Source organism: Paenibacillus sp. J2R1T-4 (genome assembly GCF_059692235.1).
The window spans coordinates 82270-100499 of record NZ_JCAUBA010000020.1 but is presented as its reverse complement, the minus strand read 5'-3'; the positions used below and the strand labels follow the sequence as shown (position 1 = coordinate 100499).

Annotated in this window: 15 protein-coding genes; 10 read left to right on the top strand and 5 right to left on the bottom strand. The window is 41.9% G+C overall.

The window, feature by feature from the left end; all coding sequences use genetic code 11:
* Positions 1-216: 216 nt before the first annotated feature.
* From AC58QD_RS26225 to AC58QD_RS26215, 3 genes are read right to left on the bottom strand one after another with little or no spacing between them, the layout of a single operon-like run.
* Complete coding sequence (locus AC58QD_RS26225) at positions 217-618, bottom strand: hypothetical protein (protein WP_497337990.1); 402 nt, start codon at positions 616-618, stop codon at positions 217-219.
* Entirely contained in the window at positions 619-1098 is a 480-nt protein-coding gene (locus tag AC58QD_RS26220) for a hypothetical protein (RefSeq protein WP_497337989.1), read from the bottom strand. It lies immediately after the preceding gene.
* Positions 1034-1354: a hypothetical protein gene (locus AC58QD_RS26215; RefSeq protein WP_497337988.1), complete on the bottom strand. Its 321-nt coding sequence runs from the start codon at positions 1352-1354 to the stop codon at positions 1034-1036. The genes AC58QD_RS26220 and AC58QD_RS26215 overlap by 65 nt, the downstream gene beginning before the upstream one ends.
* Positions 1355-1792: 438 nt before the next feature.
* Here AC58QD_RS26215 and AC58QD_RS26210 point away from each other — a divergent pair, with 438 nt between their 5' ends.
* Positions 1793-2143, top strand: a complete 351-nt coding sequence (locus tag AC58QD_RS26210; protein ID WP_497337987.1) for a helix-turn-helix domain-containing protein — start codon at positions 1793-1795, stop codon at positions 2141-2143.
* A gap of 99 nt (positions 2144-2242) precedes the next feature.
* On the opposite strand, the gene AC58QD_RS26205 is transcribed toward AC58QD_RS26210, so the two are convergent.
* Positions 2243-2413 carry a hypothetical protein gene (locus AC58QD_RS26205; RefSeq protein WP_497337986.1) on the bottom strand — a complete coding sequence of 57 codons (171 nt, stop codon included), beginning with the start codon at positions 2411-2413 and terminating at the stop codon, positions 2243-2245.
* A gap of 416 nt (positions 2414-2829) precedes the next feature.
* On the opposite strand from AC58QD_RS26205, the gene AC58QD_RS26200 reads away from it, so the two are divergent.
* From AC58QD_RS26200 to AC58QD_RS26180, 5 genes are all read left to right on the top strand, one after another.
* Positions 2830-4458, top strand: a complete 1629-nt coding sequence (locus AC58QD_RS26200) for an abortive infection family protein (RefSeq protein WP_497337985.1) — start codon at positions 2830-2832, stop codon at positions 4456-4458.
* A gap of 80 nt (positions 4459-4538) precedes the next feature.
* Complete coding sequence (locus tag AC58QD_RS26195; RefSeq protein ID WP_497337984.1) at positions 4539-5429, top strand: hypothetical protein; 891 nt, start codon at positions 4539-4541, stop codon at positions 5427-5429.
* Positions 5430-6925: 1496 nt separating this feature from the next.
* Positions 6926-8074 (top strand): DUF418 domain-containing protein, encoded by a 1149-nt coding sequence (locus AC58QD_RS26190; protein ID WP_497337983.1) that lies wholly within the window; start codon positions 6926-6928, stop codon positions 8072-8074.
* A 31-nt stretch (positions 8075-8105) separates the two neighbouring features.
* Positions 8106-9227 (top strand): sensor histidine kinase, encoded by a 1122-nt coding sequence (locus AC58QD_RS26185; protein ID WP_497337982.1) that lies wholly within the window; start codon positions 8106-8108, stop codon positions 9225-9227.
* Positions 9228-9231: 4 nt separating this feature from the next.
* Entirely contained in the window at positions 9232-9840 is a 609-nt protein-coding gene (locus tag AC58QD_RS26180) for a response regulator (RefSeq protein ID WP_497337981.1), read from the top strand.
* Between the two features lie 173 nt (positions 9841-10013).
* On the opposite strand, the gene AC58QD_RS26175 is transcribed toward AC58QD_RS26180, so the two are convergent.
* The gene (locus AC58QD_RS26175; RefSeq protein ID WP_497337980.1) at positions 10014-12053 is read right to left on the bottom strand and encodes a hypothetical protein; all 2040 of its coding nucleotides are present in this window, start codon (positions 12051-12053) and stop codon (positions 10014-10016) included.
* 163 nt (positions 12054-12216) lie between these two features.
* Here AC58QD_RS26175 and AC58QD_RS26170 point away from each other — a divergent pair, with 163 nt between their 5' ends.
* The 4 genes from AC58QD_RS26170 (at position 12217) to AC58QD_RS26155 (ending at position 18122) form a co-directional block, all read left to right on the top strand.
* A complete protein-coding gene (locus AC58QD_RS26170) occupies positions 12217-13515 on the top strand; it encodes a glycosyltransferase (RefSeq protein ID WP_497337979.1) in 1299 nt (432 codons plus the stop codon).
* A gap of 938 nt (positions 13516-14453) precedes the next feature.
* Entirely contained in the window at positions 14454-15350 is an 897-nt protein-coding gene (locus tag AC58QD_RS26165; RefSeq protein WP_497337978.1) for a phosphotransferase family protein, read from the top strand.
* 768 nt (positions 15351-16118) lie between these two features.
* Positions 16119-16997: a hypothetical protein gene (locus tag AC58QD_RS26160; RefSeq protein ID WP_497337977.1), complete on the top strand. Its 879-nt coding sequence runs from the start codon at positions 16119-16121 to the stop codon at positions 16995-16997.
* Positions 16998-17291: 294 nt separating this feature from the next.
* Positions 17292-18122, top strand: coding sequence for a hypothetical protein (locus AC58QD_RS26155; protein WP_497337976.1), 831 nt, complete (start codon positions 17292-17294; stop codon positions 18120-18122).
* The last annotated feature ends 108 nt before the right edge of the window (positions 18123-18230 follow it).

Below are 18230 nucleotides of genomic sequence, written 5' to 3'. Positions count from 1 at the left end.
AAGGAGAACGTCCAACACAAGCGTTCTCCTTTTCGTCACCCATGATCTTCCATTGCCTCTCTTGCCACTTGCTGCGCATAGGCTTCACCTAGACCGATGGATTCGTAATATTCCCGCGTCGCCGTCTCGATAAGCTCAATTACAGCACCACACACACTCCACCAAGCCAACGCAGAGGAGAACGTCTATCACAGGGCGTTTTCCCATCGGTTCCTGCTAGTACTCCTCATTTTCCCTATTCATTTGTTCAGCCAATCTGTTTTTAATTACTTCAAACTCTGGCGTGCTTCTAATTGATTCCCATTGCGTCTCATGCATCCTGATATCGGTCGTGACTTCTGATCGCTCGGTAGGCTCCCCATACATAAGAAGCCCAAGCTTGACCATTTTTTCGAAGTCAGACACCGTATTCACTTGTGTTCTCCCCAACTGGAGATGCCGTAAGAACTGATCAACGCCAACGGTGACGGCTTCCTTAATCAATTCTTTGAAAGCCGCTCCGTTATCACTATGGCTCAGCCGCTTCTGTATTCGCTTTACCGTCTGACTCACATACATCTGTTCCATCTTGTCTTCACCACCGTTGTTGAAATTGTATTGGTCCATTGGCATGCTCAATCAATTCATGGCCTCCATCTGCCGGTACGCCTCGCCAAGCCCCAACGATTCGTAGTAAGCCCGCGTTACATCCTCCATACGCTGAATCACAGCATCATGCTGCTCCACCGGGATGAACTCAAGGATGGCCGCTGTGATAGCCTGTTCTCGCCCAGCTTCTCTGAGCTTGATTTCCTCCAACCCATAATGCGTATAACCGCCAGTCGATCCATTGGAAAGCTTGTGCTTCATCTCAATCGACTTGATAGCGGTGACGGGACTGATCACTTCCATCTTGCTCAACGTGTCGAAACCCTTTTGAATTACTTCGTCCAGCAGCTCCATATCGTGCCGAATGCGCTTGGGGCTGTTTTGATCTGAAAGCTCCTTTTCCAGCGTGGCCTTAACCTCCGTACGTTCTTTAGCGCGGTTCTCTTTAAACTGTGCATTGCCTTTTTCTCTTACCTTCTTCCAGCGCCTTCTTGAGCGAATCAGTATCATTCTTTGGTTGAAGCAGCTCTTTGGTGAGGTCGTTCACCACGGATTCCCGTCTTTGCTTGATATAGGAGTACATGGTGGGAACGCTGATCGGGAAGCCGTTATCATTACACCATGCCACCAATTCCTTCACAGGTGTACTGTCGTCAATCATCTTGTCCAGATGCGGCTTGTTATTCCATTTCACCAGTGCCGCTACCTTTCCGGGCATGAATTTGTTCGTACCGTCTTTGAGTCGGTCTTGCTTGTTGCTCATCATGCTCACCTCGTATCGTTAAGCTGTATAAATGTAATATAACGATTCAGGTGCGGATTAAAGGTTTTTGAAGTTTAACAGCCAGCGCGTCATACTCGCAGTGTGAGTGATATACTTTCTGCACGCTGCTCCCATAAAAAGAAAAGCTCACCCCATAATCGTTAAGGTGAGCAGTAATGAAAGTGTTTTCATGATTTCATGCCCAGAGACTATCCCTCCATATCCCCTGAGTTATGCTGGCGACGCCTGATAAAGTTAGCTCAATCCATCGATAGGTAGTAGCAATACGCTTATCTGATTTAGCATCTGCAAGCTACTTATCAAAAGCCAATCAGAGTTAATATACTACGTATACGGAGTTTATTCAACAAACTGTAGTGCCTATACAACCCTGCATATTGTATGCCCAACACTCTACTCTGTAATTAGTGAGGTGGTAGTATGCAGGGTTTGCGTAATATAGTCAGTGAACGAATAAGAACGATCAGAAAGTCCAAAGGGCTTACCCAGCTTCAACTTGCTGAGCTTTCCAGCTTAGATGATGCGTATATCGGTGCAGTGGAGCGGGGAGAACGGAACTTCACCATAGATACTTTGGAGAAAATACATGCAGCTCTACAAGTCGATGCTGCCGATTTATTTCGTCATGACGCCGTTAAGAATAAAGACGAAGTAGCGAGGCGGCAAGCAACTGACGAGTTCATTGCCATGATAAGCAATCTGGATAGCAGTAAGATTGAGAGCATAAAGCGGATCAATAAAGAGCTGGCTCAAGCGTTTAAGAACGATTAAAAACGAAAAACCACCAACGCCATTTCGGTTATTGGTGGTTTTGGTTTATCTGGATTCATTTAGGTAGGAAACCGTACACCCGTTCTGAATATACGCTGCTCACACGGAATCACCAATTAAGGAGACTTCCGTACTTATTCCAGCCCTGCGATCATACAGCTTGAGCAACTCAGCTTGATAAGCGTCTATCGATTCCCCGGTTAAACCAGCATCAGATGCTTGAGTGCCATAGAGCCTATCGAAGCGGCTCCGTAATTCATCCCATTCCATTAGTTATTCCCCCATATTGTAAATGTTCTGATTCGAGTAAAGCATAGAGGAGGAGCGGGACTAATTACAAACTTGACTTCGGTGAACGATTAGGAGGGGGTTATGAAGAACTTGCCCTGCTGCTTCAGTTCTCTTGGTTTCTGGCATTAATTCGGTAAGCTCTACGTTGCAGAGCTGAACTGCAAAACGCAAGCCTCTTTGAAGCCCGGAACGCCGCCGGGCGGTATACAAATGTACAAGTTTCTCCACTGACCTGTTAGGTAAAAGAAATGAATGCTGTAACGTAGCTTAGATACATTATTTTATACAGTATATTCCAATACGAATGTGAGTTTGATATCCTAGTAATATATTTATAAAAGTGTCATTTAATACTCAAATTTATAGCATGATTTTGATAATGGTGAGGTAAAGATGTGAAAGTTAACAAAATAATGGCACAAATGAATGAGTTTGGTGAAAATTCTCGTAAAGTTAACTTAAATCAACTTCGAGAAGAAATTGAAAAAGATAAATGGGATGTTCGTAATCTTGGGATCCCCTACAATAAAACGACTGCAGAATATTACATATCATTTGAAAAAATTGAACTCGCATTTAGAAAAATTGTAAAGAGATATGTGAAGCAGAGATTACTTGAGTATGATTCTGTAACATTTACAACCTCTAACCGCGATGTTCTAGGGTTAACCCCATTTTTTAAATTTATAGTGATTAAATATCCCTATTGGAACCATTTAAACCACTTAAATCGAAAAGATATTGAACAATATATTAGATATATTCGTAATCAACCATTGGGTGGTCTTAATTCCCAACAAGGGACATTGATGACAGATGACAGTATTTGGAGATATATAAGCACATTAGAAAATTTTTTGTATTTTATTCAAATGCACGAATGGAGTGAGGCCCCACATAAACCAATCCGCAACTTAATCTATCAAGAGGATCGTCCTAAGATTAAACCAAAGGATATTCATGACTATAAATATTTGAGCGATTACGTATGGAAGCAGGTTCTTGAGAATATTGAAACTCTTAACGCAAACTATCGGCTAATTGTTCGATTGTTAGAGGTTACTGGTTTTAAAGCAAATGAAGTACTGACATTAAAAATTGATGCGCTTGTTAAAAATGATGACAGGCATTTGATTAAAAGAGAGAAAAAGGATAAAGGCATACACACTATTCCAATACATGATGATGAGTTGGTTACAGAGATTATTGGACACCAGCAATTAATTCAAAAATTATTTCCTGAAGAATTAAATCCAGAGAAGTTGCTGTTTTTAACACTAGAGGGAAAATCAAAAGGGAAACCGATATTGAGAATAAACCTTTACAGGAATTTGCAAAAGTTTGCGGAAGGATGTTCAATAAAAAATGAACAAAGGGAAGTTTATAAATTTAATTGCAACGAATTTCGTCATCGTTTTGGAGTCAATTTGGCTAAAAAAGGATTGGGTGTTCAAGAAATCCATAGTTTGTTGGATAATGTAACGCCACTTATGGCTGTTGCGTATTGTAGAATTGCAGCAAACGAAGGTTCAACAGAGGTTACCTCGGAGAGAAATACTTCCCCGTCCGATGATAGTATTGGTAGTGCTTTCTACAAGAATGTAAATGCAAAATATATTCAAGAAGCATGGACCAAGGCATTAGAGAGAAGAAGTACAGACCCGGAAGGTGCAATCACAATTGCGCGCACTCTACTAGAAATTGTTAGTAAGTTTATATTGGATCATGAGGGAATAACATATGATGATAAATCGGATATTCATCAACTGTACAAAGCTGTGCAGTCCGTATTAGATTTGGCCCCAGATAGCCAGCACGAGTCTATTTTTAAACAAATGCTTGGAGGTTGCACATCAGTTGTTCTTGGCATAGGGTCTCTTCGAAACAAACTAAGTGATGCACATGGGAGAAGCTATAATACACCCGCTCCAACAAATAGGCATGCGCAACTTGCTGTAAATCTTGCTGGGTCAATGGCTGAATTTTTGTTCTCGACTTGGGAAGAGACTCGTAGAAGGTATTGATAATAAATCCTGTGGAAAGGAGCATACCGCGGCAGCTTCTTGCGCATTACGATGGCTCAGTTAAGCTGAGTCGAAAAAGGATGAATTTAATAGGGGTATACATTGGATTCATAAATCTAATAAAAGTGATGTGTTATTATGATATGACAATTTCTTTGGGTTGGGTAAGAACTAGAACTAACGGTGAACAGGAATTAGTTTTTGCTTCAGATAGTAGGGTGCGATTTGCTGGAAGTTGGGATTGTTGCCCAAAGTTATTTCCCCTTCCTAGAATGGATTGTGTTTTGTGTTTTGCTGGAGATACAGCGTATGCCTATCCATTCATTCTCCAATCAATAGCATCGGTGGAAAATCACATAAGAGCAGTTACCAGGGCTATGGCCCTTGAAGAAGTTCGTGGCCATTTACTTAGAATTTTAAATAACATGGTTTCTATGCACGAAGATGCACCAGTAGGATATGGTAATCCTGAGCTTTCACTAATTTTTGGTGGTTATTGTTGGAAACGTGGAGAGTTCCTATTATGGCTGTTGAAGTATAATCCGGGAATTAGAGGGTTTAATTATATTCCAGCACAGCATTGGGAAGGCGGTCATCAGGATAAACAACTTCTTTTCATTGGTGATTATCGCCAGGAATACTATGAGAAATTAACAAACCTTCTTAGAGAAAGGAATAAATTAAATAGTGGTGGTTTTGATATGGAGCCACTGGAAGTTATAAGGGATATGTTGGAAGATGGTTCCTTTGTACACATCGGCGGCCTTCCACAAGTTTTAAAAGTATTTAAACATTTAAATGTGAGACCTTACGCAATTTATCAACCGTCTAAAGATATTCTCAGTTTTAACGGTCGACCGCTGTTGAAATATGAGACGATTGACCATTTCATTTTAAATATTGAGACAATGAAATTGATTCATCCAAGGCATTTCAAATATACTGAGGTATCACCTGAATACCATATTTAGCCACTATCTTTTACTAATTATGATCCTACCCACTAAATTGTTATCTGATAAGAGACAGGGAATAGTGTTCTAATTGTCTCTATATTAGTTTTATATGAATAACAAAGTGTTTTATTCAATCAAGAAAAGGAAGGCCATGGAACAAGTAATCCCGGATATTATATATATGCCGATGTGCTTTTATGAGCCAGAATATGCTTTTCCAGTCTCAGAGGCAAGAAGCTAGCTTGCATATCTTGTTTGAGCCGCAGTATGGACAGAAGATATGTAGCGTGACGTCTCTTATTTTAGACTATATCCAGCACAATAGTCATAAGGGATGACTTACTTCAAATCATAATGGTTTTTAGCATAAAACAGAAATCAACCATCTGAAAAACAACAACAGGAGCTGGCCGCGACGGCTCCTTTGGTATTTTTCGCCGATAGCTCCGTTAAGCTGAACCGTATCATAAATGAGGCGAAATTTTTCGCATTAACCGCTTGCTGGGCGCGGAAAGTCGCCCCCGAGGGGCAGGGGGGGGATGGGCCACCCTGGGGGAAGATCGCCGCGCAGGCGGGCTCGTGCGAGCTGTTGAGGTGAAGGGAAGGGGGGTCGAAGCGTTCAAATTATTTCAACGAAAGTAATACTGGGTAATATACAACCTATTGAATGATTACCAGTTAAAGCGCTTGAAGTTCCTCTATTATTTTTTTTAGCTCTAACGCGCGTTGTTCTAGATCCTTCTTTCTTAAATCCTGGTAGATAAATCCAAACCACCTATTATCTTTGATCGTATTTCTAAAAAATATACGTTTACCTTTAGGTATGGCTTCAATAGCTCCGAATGTCGACAGAGGTGTCGAAAAAAATCAGTCTTTTCTTCAGGAAAATATTTCCGTCTTACAGAAATCAGTGGGGATTGAGCAGACACGTTATTAGATGTTCGATAAGATGTAATTAGAAAAGCCATCCGACAGGATGGCTTTCTTCAAAAACTTGCCGTTACAGATAGCGCGGAGAACCGTATCACAAGTAGTGGTAAAGCAAAAAATTGAATTGAATGTAGAAGCAAAAGTGCTATATCTGCAAATGGGTGCCTAAGGTAAATCACTAGATACATGTGGAGTGTCTAATATTGATGGTTCGCAATGAACAGATGAGATGTGACAGTATTGCCTTAGCACAAAGAGGAGAACCGTATCATAAGTAGGGCGAAACATCCTCATTAAATATGGATTTATAAAATGACATCACTGTGGTTTTAATGGCTTTAACCGACAGCTTCCTCTTCTCACTAGAAGGGGGTTTTGTCATTTCCAAGTATTTTTATAGAATAACGTATTCATTCAATGAGAATAATGATGAATTATTATTGGAGAAGATGATCGATAAACATTCAACCAAGCATTTGGTATGACAGTGTCATATCAAGTGGATGACTGCTGTGAATATCGCCTGTTTCCGTTCAGAGCTAAGATAAAGATACGAACGGAACGGAAGGATGATGGATGTTATGAATGGGAATGGCAGCAGATTACGTTTGTTGGATATTTTAAGGGGCTTTGCCATTTTGGGAACGCTTGGAACGAATATTTGGATCTTTGCTCACATGGGAGACTTGAATTATGTATTCACCTTTAACCAATACGAGTGGTGGGCTTCCTTTCAACAATATGTAAGAGTTTTTGTTTTGTTCTTGGTCAATGGAAAGCTGCTTGGCTTGCTCACAATTATGTTCGGGGTCGGACTTGCGATGAAGTACCAGCAGGCATTAAGAAGAGGGACAGCATGGCCTGGGGTTTATATAGGGACATCTATTATTCTTATGGTGGAGGGCTTTATCCATTACACATTAGTTATGGAATATGATATTTTGATGAGCTATGGCATTACGGCAATCATCACTGCTTTTATTATAAAAGGCGGAGACAGTGCCATTCGCAGAGCGATGATGATCATTGGCGGACTGCATGGGGCCATTATGCTACTTATTTTGTGTTTCGGAATCTATCTCGCCGTAATAGGCGCTCATATGTCCTTAGGCGATATGAAAGAAACAGTGTTATTATATAAGGACGGCAGTTGGTTTCAGCAGGTAGGTTACCGGCTTACCCATTTTGTCATGCTGCGGTTAGAGGCTTTATTTGTAATTCCAATGAACATTTTTCTGTTTCTGCTAGGCATACGTATGATGAGGTCTGGTTTTTTTGCCTCTGATGAGAATGGCGAGAAGAAACGGAAAAAGCTTCTTCACATCGGATTATGCGTGGGCATTCCGCTTAATTTGCTTATTTTTGTGCCGGGCGGCTACTTTGATTTGCCGGTACGCTATTTATTTGCGCCGATCCTATCTCTCTTCTATATCGGGTTAATCGCTAAGCTGGTAGAAGCAAATGAGAAGCTTTGGCTGTGGAGCAAACTCGAACAGGTAGGCAAAATGTCACTCAGCTGCTATGTGATGCAAAATGTCATTTCTGCAGTCATATTTTATGGATGGGGCTTCGGATTAGGCGGCAAGGTGAATTCGGTAACCATTGTATTGATATGGATGGCGATATGTTGTTTTCAAATGATCTTTGCTTCCATATGGCTTAAGCGGTTCAAGTACGGTCCAATGGAATCAGCGCGAAGATTCACTTCAGGTCTCATAGGAAAACCATAGACTGATTGGTGAACGGATAAGGTGTGTATGAATGATGCTGAAAAAATTGTATCCCGAAGATCAGATCGAAAAATATTTTATTATTGATGTTTTTGCGATTACCTTTTTAATTTATCAAGTTTTCATTGTAAATGGCTTCGTCCATCTAGCCCTGAAGGTCATAGTCATCCTGTTGTTGATCTTTTCCCATTATGCTGGATTGTGGTATCGGGACTGGCGTCTGCTCATGGCTAGTCTCGCAGGGAGCTCACTGCTTGTGGCGCTTACGATTTACGTCGATAGTTGGATCATGATGTACGGATTTGTGTTTGCTGATTTGCTTGGAAGAGCCAATCGGAAGGCAGTTATGATCACTGGAATGGCTGGAATCGTGGCTATGTATATTCTAAATGGTTGGATAACTGAGGGTAGCCCATTTGCGTTTGTTTCAACGATGTATTTCCCAATTATGATTGCCCAATTGGCAACGCCCATCGTTGTTCATACGAGAGAAAAGGCGAATATCTTGAAAGAAAAGCTGGCTATCGCCAATGCCCAGCTTGAACGGTATATTCAAGAAGAGGAACGAAACCGGATTGCCAGGGATCTTCACGACACGCTCGGCCAGACGCTAATGATGATAAAACTGAAAAGTGAGTTAACGATAAGATTGGTAGAGAAGAATCCGGAAAAGGCGAAGCATGAGCTGCATGATATTTTGAACACCTCAAGGTATGCATTAAAGCAGGTAAGGGAGCTTGTCACCGACATGAAATTTGTTTCTCTTAAGGGAGAACTGGAGCTATCAAAGGATATTTTACAAAAAGCTGGAATTGAATTAGTTACGAAGGATGATGGTTCCATTTCCATGAATCCCCTATCCAACGTTGCCGAAACGATGGTGGCACTTTCCGTTAGAGAAGCCATTACCAATATTATTAAACATAGCGAAGCCAATCAGTGTACGATTACACAAAACATAGAGTCTGAATATTACTGTATTCAAGTGAGTGATAACGGAAATGGCGGCTTGAGACAAGGAGAAGGGATCGGTTTGCAGTCGATGAAGGAAAGAATGGCTATGCTACAGGGAGATACTCATATAACGGCAAGCCCGGACAGAGGAACGGTCATTACGTTTAAGGTTCCCCTGATTAGCAACGGGAGGGGGTAGCAAGGTGATACGTGTGGTCATTGCAGAAGATCAAAAATTGCTTCGTGGGACGTTATCGGCTTTATTATCCATGGAGGAGGACATTAAGGTCGTGGCGGAAGCAGAGAATGGGCAGGCGGCATGGGAAGCTGTTGAGCATTATGAGCCGGACGTGTGCTTGCTTGACATCGAGATTCCTTATCTATCAGGACTTGAAATTGGTGAGAGACTCAGGCAAGAAGGACGTTCCTCGAAAATTATCATCCTAACCACATTCGCTCGTCCAGGTTTTTTGCAAAAAGCAATGGAATTGAAGGTGGAAGGATACTTGTTAAAAGATGAACCGATTGAATTCCTAATCCATTCCATACGCAAGGTGATGGCTGGTGAGCGAGTGATTAGCACCGACTTGGCAGCGGTTCTTTTCCTGAAGGAACAAAATCCGCTGACCGAACGGGAAACGGCTGTATTGCGATTATCCAAGCTCGGACTATCGACAAAGGAAATAGCTAAGCAATTATTTCTAACGGATGGAACAGTTCGGAACTATTTGTCTATTGCCATTCAAAAGCTGGAGGTAGAGACCAGGCAGCAGGCGACTGAAAAAGCGCATGAACGCGGGTGGATTTCATAAGCAGGGTAACAGCGGCAGTTTCAAGGCCCGGCTTTTTTCTCCGCTTTTTTCTTATGCTCCTGTTGCTTGACGAACAAGCACTTAACCAAATGATTCAGCGATATAAAGATCAGGTAAGCGGCACCGCTGGGGCCCAAGGTTTTTTAATCGCTGAAGAGAAGCAATCTCCAATATTATCCACGTAAAAGCAATTCTCTCAATACTCTCAAAGCGTCTCTGCGGATTCGAAAATAGGTGGCTCTGCTTACATGTAGTCGATCGGAAGCGTCTTCAGCAGTCAGATGTGCCGCTTCACTCATTTGCCGTAATGTTAACTGCATCCGTTGATCAAGGGGATAAACAGGATCACCCCATAGCAATTGATGAATCGAGTGCTGCAACTCCGTACCGGTTAACCCAAGGACGTTTGCAAGATCGGTGTGTGTCAGCCGGTTTAGGTCTTTTACTAACGGAAGGGCCGAAATAATCGATTTATCGGATATTTTTTTTGGAGAGGAGTTCTTGTCATCCCTATGTTCGAATTCAAATAGTTCAAGAATCCGGGCTGCGAAATCCGAAGCTTGCCAGTCCAGTTCGCGGATGGTTGCATGTCGGAACGGATGGCCATCGGAAAGTCCTACTAAGGTTCTCATTCTGTACCCTAGGCGTAGAAGAATGGCCGTAATTCCTTCATACGTATTTATCATGACGAGCCGTAAACCTGCAGAGCGAACGATAAGCGAATCTGCCAAAATAATGCCGATGAGCTGCTGAAACCGGTACTCGGCATCATTTTCTGATGCGGCGGCAAGTAAATGGTAAAAGGTATCCGCTTGTTCGATCGCTTGAGTACGCATCGTCTCGATTTCATTCGGGAAGGCTTTCTCTAGCACTTCCGGAAAGTGCTTTTCGTGAAAAAGGGCCGTATTCTTGTAAAGATAGAATCCTGCCACAAATGCCAGGGGAGTGCCATCCTTGGAGCGAAACACACGGATACACTCCGGGAATTGCTCAGCCATCTCTTGTAGTACGACGAGATCCAACTTGATCGATACGGCATAGGAGGCTTGTTCTTGCATGATTCGCTTCAAATAAGGCAAGTCTCGCTGATGAAAGGACTCCATCTGCATCTTCTCGGGATCACGGGCAAATACAGACACAGAATCGAGTTGGAATGCGTCTCGGCAGGTGGAGAGAAGGATGGAAATAAGCTTGCTTCGATCATGAGCATCGCTTGATTTAAGTTCTCGAACGAGTTCGCGAATGATATGCGTACGAAAGTTGCGTAACCGTTCCGGCTCACGGCGCATGAAGTCTTCCATTAAGTAGTGGCGCGCCACATCGTGTAAGGCGAACCCATAAGTTGTAGGACGCACGAAGGATATGCGGCTTAACTGATGCAGCATACCAGCATTTAATGGTGAACGGACCAATCGACCAATCTGCTTCAGTGTCGCTTGAGGCAGAATACTAAGCAGATCGAGTGTCTCCTGTAAGTCCGGCGAAACCACTTCGCGCAAAAGCTCGGCCGATATGCGTAGAGAAATCGGCCAAGCTTCCTCACCAATGAGATTAAGTTTTTCGGAGGTGAGCGCTAAGGCGAGCGGCAATCCCTGCGATTCGTTATGAATCCTTTCGATATCTACTGACTTTTTGATTCCGGTGCGAAAGCCATATTGCGTCACTTCTTGTCTATTTAAAGGCTGTAGTTCCATATGTGAGACTCTGTTCCGCCAAGCAAGGTCATGCTGCCAAGACTCGGATAAGTTTTGGCGCGCCACAAAAATAATCAGTAATCCGGTCGAGGGTAGCCGGGGGAGAAAAACTTCTCGCAACCATCCATCGATCTTCAGAACGGCGTCATAATTGTCTACGCATAGCATCGTTCGACCTTTGGAAATCTCAGAAATGAGATTATGCAGCGAAGTTTCGTGCTGAAAGGGCAGCCCTTCAACGGTTTTCATATGGTCAAACAAAGCTTCCATGAAGCCTGTCGGTGTTTCTGCACAAACTCGGCCATCGATCCACATCGTGCGATTGTTCTCTAGCATGGCCAAGTCGAGAGCCCTCATCATGAACGAGGTTTTCCCAATTCCGCCAATTCCAGATAAAAACAAAACTTGGGTCGGCGTATTCAAGCTTCGGATCCACTGGTGGATCGTTTCCAACTCTGCACTCCGCCCAACGAAAAGTCGATTGCGTTCGTTGGCGAGCTTTTCTATAAGTTTCTCCATCGTTCGTCCTCCCCACCATATATTTTCGGTATCCATTTCGTGACTCCTTCAATCTGGCGGCCTGCGAATATTGAAAAATGAGACGATAATGAGACCTTTTACGCTCAAAAAATTGATATCATTTAAAATATAATCGGAAATGAACTTTGGGGGAATATACTTCGTGAAAATTACATTGTTAACGATGGGAACTTTCGGAGACGTTAGACCGTTCCTTGCACTGACGTATGGACTAGAAGAACGTGGGCACATGGTAACTTTGGCGGGGCCCGAAAATTTTTATCATTACGTCACGGAAACCTACAAGAGACCCTACGTTTCGGTCGGGTTAAACTCTCAGCAGGTGCTAGATTCCGAGGAGGGACGCCGGTGGATGGCATCTGGCGATTCCAAACAGTTTTTGAAGCAAATGGCCAAAATTACACATGAACGCCGCTTCGCACTTGAAAAGGATATCGCAGCCGCATGCAAGGATTGCGACTTGATTATCGCCCATCCGCTGCAGGTCTATTACGCATGTATGCTGTCTGAGAAGCTAAACAAGCCACTGATGATTGCGAATCTTTTTCCAATCTCGCCTGCAACAAGCGCATTCCCCCATTTCCTCGCACGAACTAAAAAGTTGCCATTCGGTTTTCTAAATAAGGCCTCCTATCGGCTCGTGAATAGCATATATGAGAAGGGTCTTCGTGAAGATATGAATGAATGGAGAGTCAAGTTGGGGGGGCTTAAACCTCTAAGAGGAACTCTTTATAATAAATTGGAGCATCAAGAGATTCCTGTCATGCAAGCGATCAGCGCGGCGCTTGTCCCCAAACCAAGCGACTGGAGAGATACAGTCATCGTTACGGGTCAATGGAAAATCCCCGCTCAGCATGTGCCAGAGCAAGAGAAAGCTGCATTACCCTACGAACTGACGGCTTGGCTGGATGCAGGCCCTCCTCCGATCTATTTCGGATTCGGCAGTTTGCCTGTGCTAGAGCCGCAGAAGATGATTCAGATGGTGACTGAGATTTCTCGAACTCTTCAATCCAGAGCTATCATTGTATCGGGTTGGTCGGCAATGGATTCGGGAGTAAATCAACTTCCTGACTCCATTCGTATGATTAATTCGGCAAATCATGAGCTTTTATTTCCGCAATGTAGTTTGATTGTACACCACGGAGGAGCTGGCACGACGCATACTGCTGCGGAAAGCGGTACGCCTTCGATCATCTGCTCCACTTATGCGGATCAACCATTCTGGGGGGAGCGTGTTGCCGAGCTAGGCATAGGGGAGCACATTCCATTCCCAGGTCTGACAAAGGAAAAGCTCCTCCAATCAATTCGCAAGCTTCAAGCTCCCGATGTGCGCCAAAGAGCAACTGAAATCTCGAAACGGATCAAGGCGGAAACAGGGTTGCATACGGCGTTGGATTTTCTGGAACGCCAAATTCCGACTGCTCCCGTGTATAAAAATTGATTTGGTGAAAGCGGCGAATCATGGTATTGCACAGTTGTACGTTGCCGCGTTGAGCCATTTTCAAGGAAACCACTATCATCTCCTGCCACCCCAATGACTAACGAAGCGACTCCACAAAATACAGCTACGATAAGGCCGATTGCAGAATAATATTTTAGAGGAGCGGTGACGAATCCGCTCTTTGAATTTTTTAGATATCTCTCCACCATTTTAGGAGACGGGCTCGGCATGGTCTTCCGGAGCTCAAGTTGCAGCTTTGAACGGCGGGTCATGTAATGGGAACAAAGAAGCGCTGCTTAACTAATTCTGGCTGAGAAGGATGCTTTTTACCGGCTTGCTCTGGCTTACATGGGGAATAAACACAAATGGGAGGACGGTCGAATTCTCAAGGAACACACACTATTATTCGATTCGACCGGGCAGCCGGAGTATTTGCGAATTCAAGGGATACATTATAGGAAGACGTATGGCAAGGTCGTAGAGATTCCGCTGGATTAAACGATGTCTGGGTTATGGGGCGCTAGAATTCCCGTTATACATTTCTCGGTAGCTTGGTCGCTAATTGGCGACCTTATTTTGTTTATGCGGCCAAATGCATGAAAAAATCTAGTTCGCCTAATAGATGTTACGGTGAACCGTACCACAAGTGACGGCAAGTTTTTTCGGAAAATCTCGCAGCGGGCTTGGAAAGGGGCATTGCCGGGCAAGGGTTTGGGATAGGCCACGCTAGGTGGCAAAGTCGGCGCAAACGGGCTTCTGCGAGCTTTTTGAGGTCACAAAACGATGCGGTAGGGGTCTTGGCTCTGGATCAAGAATATGATATATGTAAGAGATTGGGATTAATTCGGTTAATTCCAGGGAATGCCAAGAGATCCCGAGAAAGTCAAAGTTTTTTAATCGGGATTATCGTTTTGCAATCCAAAACGAGGAGGTACTTTATGAGTTCCATTCTAAACGTTATTGAAAAGTTAAAGCTGAACGTCTTGAATGTAGAAGATGTTCCAGAGTCATTTAGTTCTGATGTATACAAACTTACTCTCGCTAACGGAGAAAAAGTGTATGTAAAAATTCCATTTAACAAGGATAAACTATATCGTGAATTTCAGATGCTTGAAACATTGAAGGACGTGATACCTGTTCCTAAAGTATTGGATTTTTGGGATGGGGATGAAATTACTACTGGAGCATTGCTTCTTTCGGCGATTCAAGGCATACCTTGTACAGAAGATATTGATGAGAAACTATCTTTTCAAATTGGCGTGTTTCATGCGATGCTTCATGAGGTTAAAACTCCAGGTTACGGTTACCATGTGACTGATGGATTTAAGATTCTTGACCAAAATAATTGGAGACTACATATCGAAGGTAATTTTGAAAAGTGGAAAGAGCCTTGCAAAGAGATTCTCGATCCAGAGCTGTATGAAAGATGTATTCTTCACTTTGATGGCGTATTTTCAGCTTTACCAGAACCTGACGGGCCATGCATTGTTCATATGGATTTTAGACCTGGTAATATATTGGTAAATGATAACAAGGTCACTGGCATTATTGATTTCGAGAGTGCCCGTGGTGGATCCTCTGAAATAGACTTTACAAAAATCAATCGATATATTTGGGGAGTAAACCCGAGAACAAAGCAACCGTACATTAATGGGTATCGAACAATTCGCCCTATGGTGAATCTGGAGACAGTGTTACCATTCTATGATCTTTACGATGCTTTCAGTGCAGTTGTTTGGTGCAAAAACAGAGGTGTCGAAAAAAATCAGTCATTTCTTCAGGAAAATATTGACATCTTACAGAAATCAGTGGGGATTGAGCAGACACGTTATTAGATATTCGATAAGATGCAATTAGAAAAGCCATCCGACAGGATGGCTTTCTTCAAAAACTTGCCGTTACAGATAGCGCGGAGAACCTTACCCGTGAAGCCTGAAGGACCCATGGAATAGCCTGACTAAGAGCCACTAAAACATTTTGTTTTAGTGGCTTTTAGTTCTTTGGTACTATTATAATGACCACAATCTTCCAATCCCGTGTTATTATAAAGATAGTGAGCGGCACTTTGGAATTCATAAATATTGCTGAATTTGGCTTGTTCGCGAAGTTCGTGAATGAGACGTTATCAGGAATAACTATTTAAACCATTTTTTTATCTTAAGGAAATTCAGAAGAAAGAATATTGGTATGGAAGCAGCGATAATGGCATTTAATTTATATATCGGGAAATGGAAAGTAAGTGAATTCCATTGGAATATACCTGCACAGATGTTTTGGAGAAAAAGTCATTAAGGATTATACAATTGATCACTACATAGAAACAAGAAGGAAAGATAATAAAGGACCTGCGCAAGAGTTTTCAAACAATAGTTTGTAAGTAACTCAGAGATGGCAACGACTTCTGATAACACCGTATTCACGCTGCGGGCCATTCGGCCCTTGGTCTGCTCGAGGCATTTCGAAGAAGCGGATCAGGCAGACAACACTGCGAACCTAAGTGCGCAAGCGCACCCGGCACTACGTGCCTTAAGGTTCTCGGGTTCGTGAATACAACAACGTTAGATGAAATCACAGCAAAATCAAATAGCTAAGGAGCATACAATGTGACTATTTTTGATAATAAATTAGATCCGGCTATAATTAATAGTCCTTTATTCAAAGAAGATAGCGTACGGGAAGAAATAATAACTCCAATCCTTAAAGCATTGGGGTACTCGGCATTTGGGAGTAAAATGATAATTCGGAGCAAAACTTTGGATCATCCCTATATATATTTTGGGACAAAAAAAGAACACATAAAGATGATTCCTGACTATTTAATCCAAATCGACGGTATGAACAAATTCGTTCTTGATGCAAAAGCTCCATCTGAAAATATTCATAAAGGTAAGAATACAGAACAAGCTTATAGTTACGCAATACATCGAGAGATACAGACATCCTTATATGCACTATGTAATGGTATAAACTTTGTTGTCTTCGATATAAATAAACACGAACCAATTCTTGATATATTAGTTGTGGAGCTTGAGGAGAAGTTGGATGAATTATTTAGAATACTAAGTCCTATGGCTCTAACAAAACCTTATATTTTTGATTTTAAACCTGATTTTGGTTTAAGAATACTTAAATCAGGGGTGACTTTAGAGCATAATCTGCATTTCCTTGGCGCATGGATTAATTCCTTATCTAAAATGAATGAGGACTATTATACACTGACAACCAGCATAGAATTTGAGACTGATTGTATTGCCTCGTTTGATTTTCATAGAAATTTGATTAATGATTTAGTTAATCAGGTACCACTAGACAAGCGTGACTTAGTTATTAATGCATTATTTAATTATCCATTTCAAATTAATTTTCCTAATAAGGAAGAATCATTTGAAATCTATCTATCAGCAAATCTTGGCGTTCGAGTGTATGAAAATGAAGATGAAGCATATCTACCTTTAATTGTTCATGAATTTATTAATTTATAGATTTGTAATGTTTTTCGGGAAGGCTGTGACAGCATCTAACACCATATTCACGCATCGGGGCGATGCCCCTCGGTCCGGGCAGAAGTTGAAGTGGATTCGACAGGAGTAACTCAGATACAGGGAAGCGGAATCAGCCGGACATATCCAACTCCCTAACCGCATCGCGGCCGCCCTTCGGGCATAAGGGAGTTGGACGTCGTGAATAAAGAACGTTATACTCAATTGCATTAAAAATATTAAAAAATCTGGTAGTATCTTCAATGTAGTATAAACAGACTAAATCCGGAGGAACTAATGCACCTAATTCGTTCTTATAGAATAGATGAAAGAAATCGTGGATTAGAGAAATTAAAAATGCTAAAAGGCAGTCGTAATAAAACTATTGTTATTCATTATTCTTGTGAATCATTTTTTAATACTAATGGTAGAACACCGAGGGTAACTAGTATTTGTGTTAAGAATAGGTGGAGCGGGGAAACCAAAGCTTTTTCCATACATCTCCAAGCTCAATTCAATAAAATCACCTTGTCATCAGATATAGATCAGGAAATAGTAGATAAATTAGAAAAAGAAATGTTGTCTGAGTTTTATGCTTTTGTCAAAAAACATCAGACTTACTATTGGATTCATTGGAACATGAAGAATGCAACTTATGGATTTGAAGCAATAGCCAATAGATGCAGAATAATTGGAGGAAAACCAAATATTATTGATGATGACCTAAAAATTGATATGTCGGAGCTATTAGGCGACTTATATACTTATAAATTTATTGAGCATGAACCATCGGGGCAATTACTGAATATGGCTAAGTTTAATAAGATTTCGACGAATGATGCTCTGACGGGTAAAGAAGAAGCTGATGCTTTTGAACAGAGAAATTATCTTAAATTACAAATGTCACCTATGCGGAAAGTAGAAATGATTGATCGAATATTAAATGAACTTGAAAAAGGGACAATAAAGGTACAATCAAAAAAGAAGGCTATTTACGGATTAGGCTTACTTGGAATTATCGAAATTGTTAAAAGTTCTTATATACTTCTATTAATTTGGACATTACTGTTATTTATTCTTGGAGCTGCGGCAGAGCCAATTATCCAAAGAATCCTTGGAACATCATAAAATCATTTTGTGAGTAGTTCATAGAAGATGCAACTTCGTATAACATCGCATTTAACGCTGCGGGCCGCAAGCGGCCCTTGGTCAGGAAGAGGCATTTCGGAGGAGCGC

Coding starts and splice junctions, on each gene's coding strand:
- AC58QD_RS26220 (WP_497337989.1), bottom strand. CDS start 1,098: ATGATACTGATTCGCTCAAGAAGGCGCTGGAAGAAGGTAAGAGAAAAA.
- AC58QD_RS26215 (WP_497337988.1), bottom strand. CDS start 1,354: ATGATGAGCAACAAGCAAGACCGACTCAAAGACGGTACGAACAAATTC.
- AC58QD_RS26210 (WP_497337987.1), top strand. CDS start 1,793: ATGCAGGGTTTGCGTAATATAGTCAGTGAACGAATAAGAACGATCAGA.
- AC58QD_RS26205 (WP_497337986.1), bottom strand. CDS start 2,413: ATGGAATGGGATGAATTACGGAGCCGCTTCGATAGGCTCTATGGCACT.
- AC58QD_RS26195 (WP_497337984.1), top strand. CDS start 4,539: ATGAATTTAATAGGGGTATACATTGGATTCATAAATCTAATAAAAGTG.
- AC58QD_RS26190 (WP_497337983.1), top strand. CDS start 6,926: ATGAATGGGAATGGCAGCAGATTACGTTTGTTGGATATTTTAAGGGGC.
- AC58QD_RS26185 (WP_497337982.1), top strand. CDS start 8,106: ATGATGCTGAAAAAATTGTATCCCGAAGATCAGATCGAAAAATATTTT.
- AC58QD_RS26175 (WP_497337980.1), bottom strand. CDS start 12,053: ATGGAGAAACTTATAGAAAAGCTCGCCAACGAACGCAATCGACTTTTC.
- AC58QD_RS26165 (WP_497337978.1), top strand. CDS start 14,454: ATGAGTTCCATTCTAAACGTTATTGAAAAGTTAAAGCTGAACGTCTTG.
- AC58QD_RS26155 (WP_497337976.1), top strand. CDS start 17,292: ATGCACCTAATTCGTTCTTATAGAATAGATGAAAGAAATCGTGGATTA.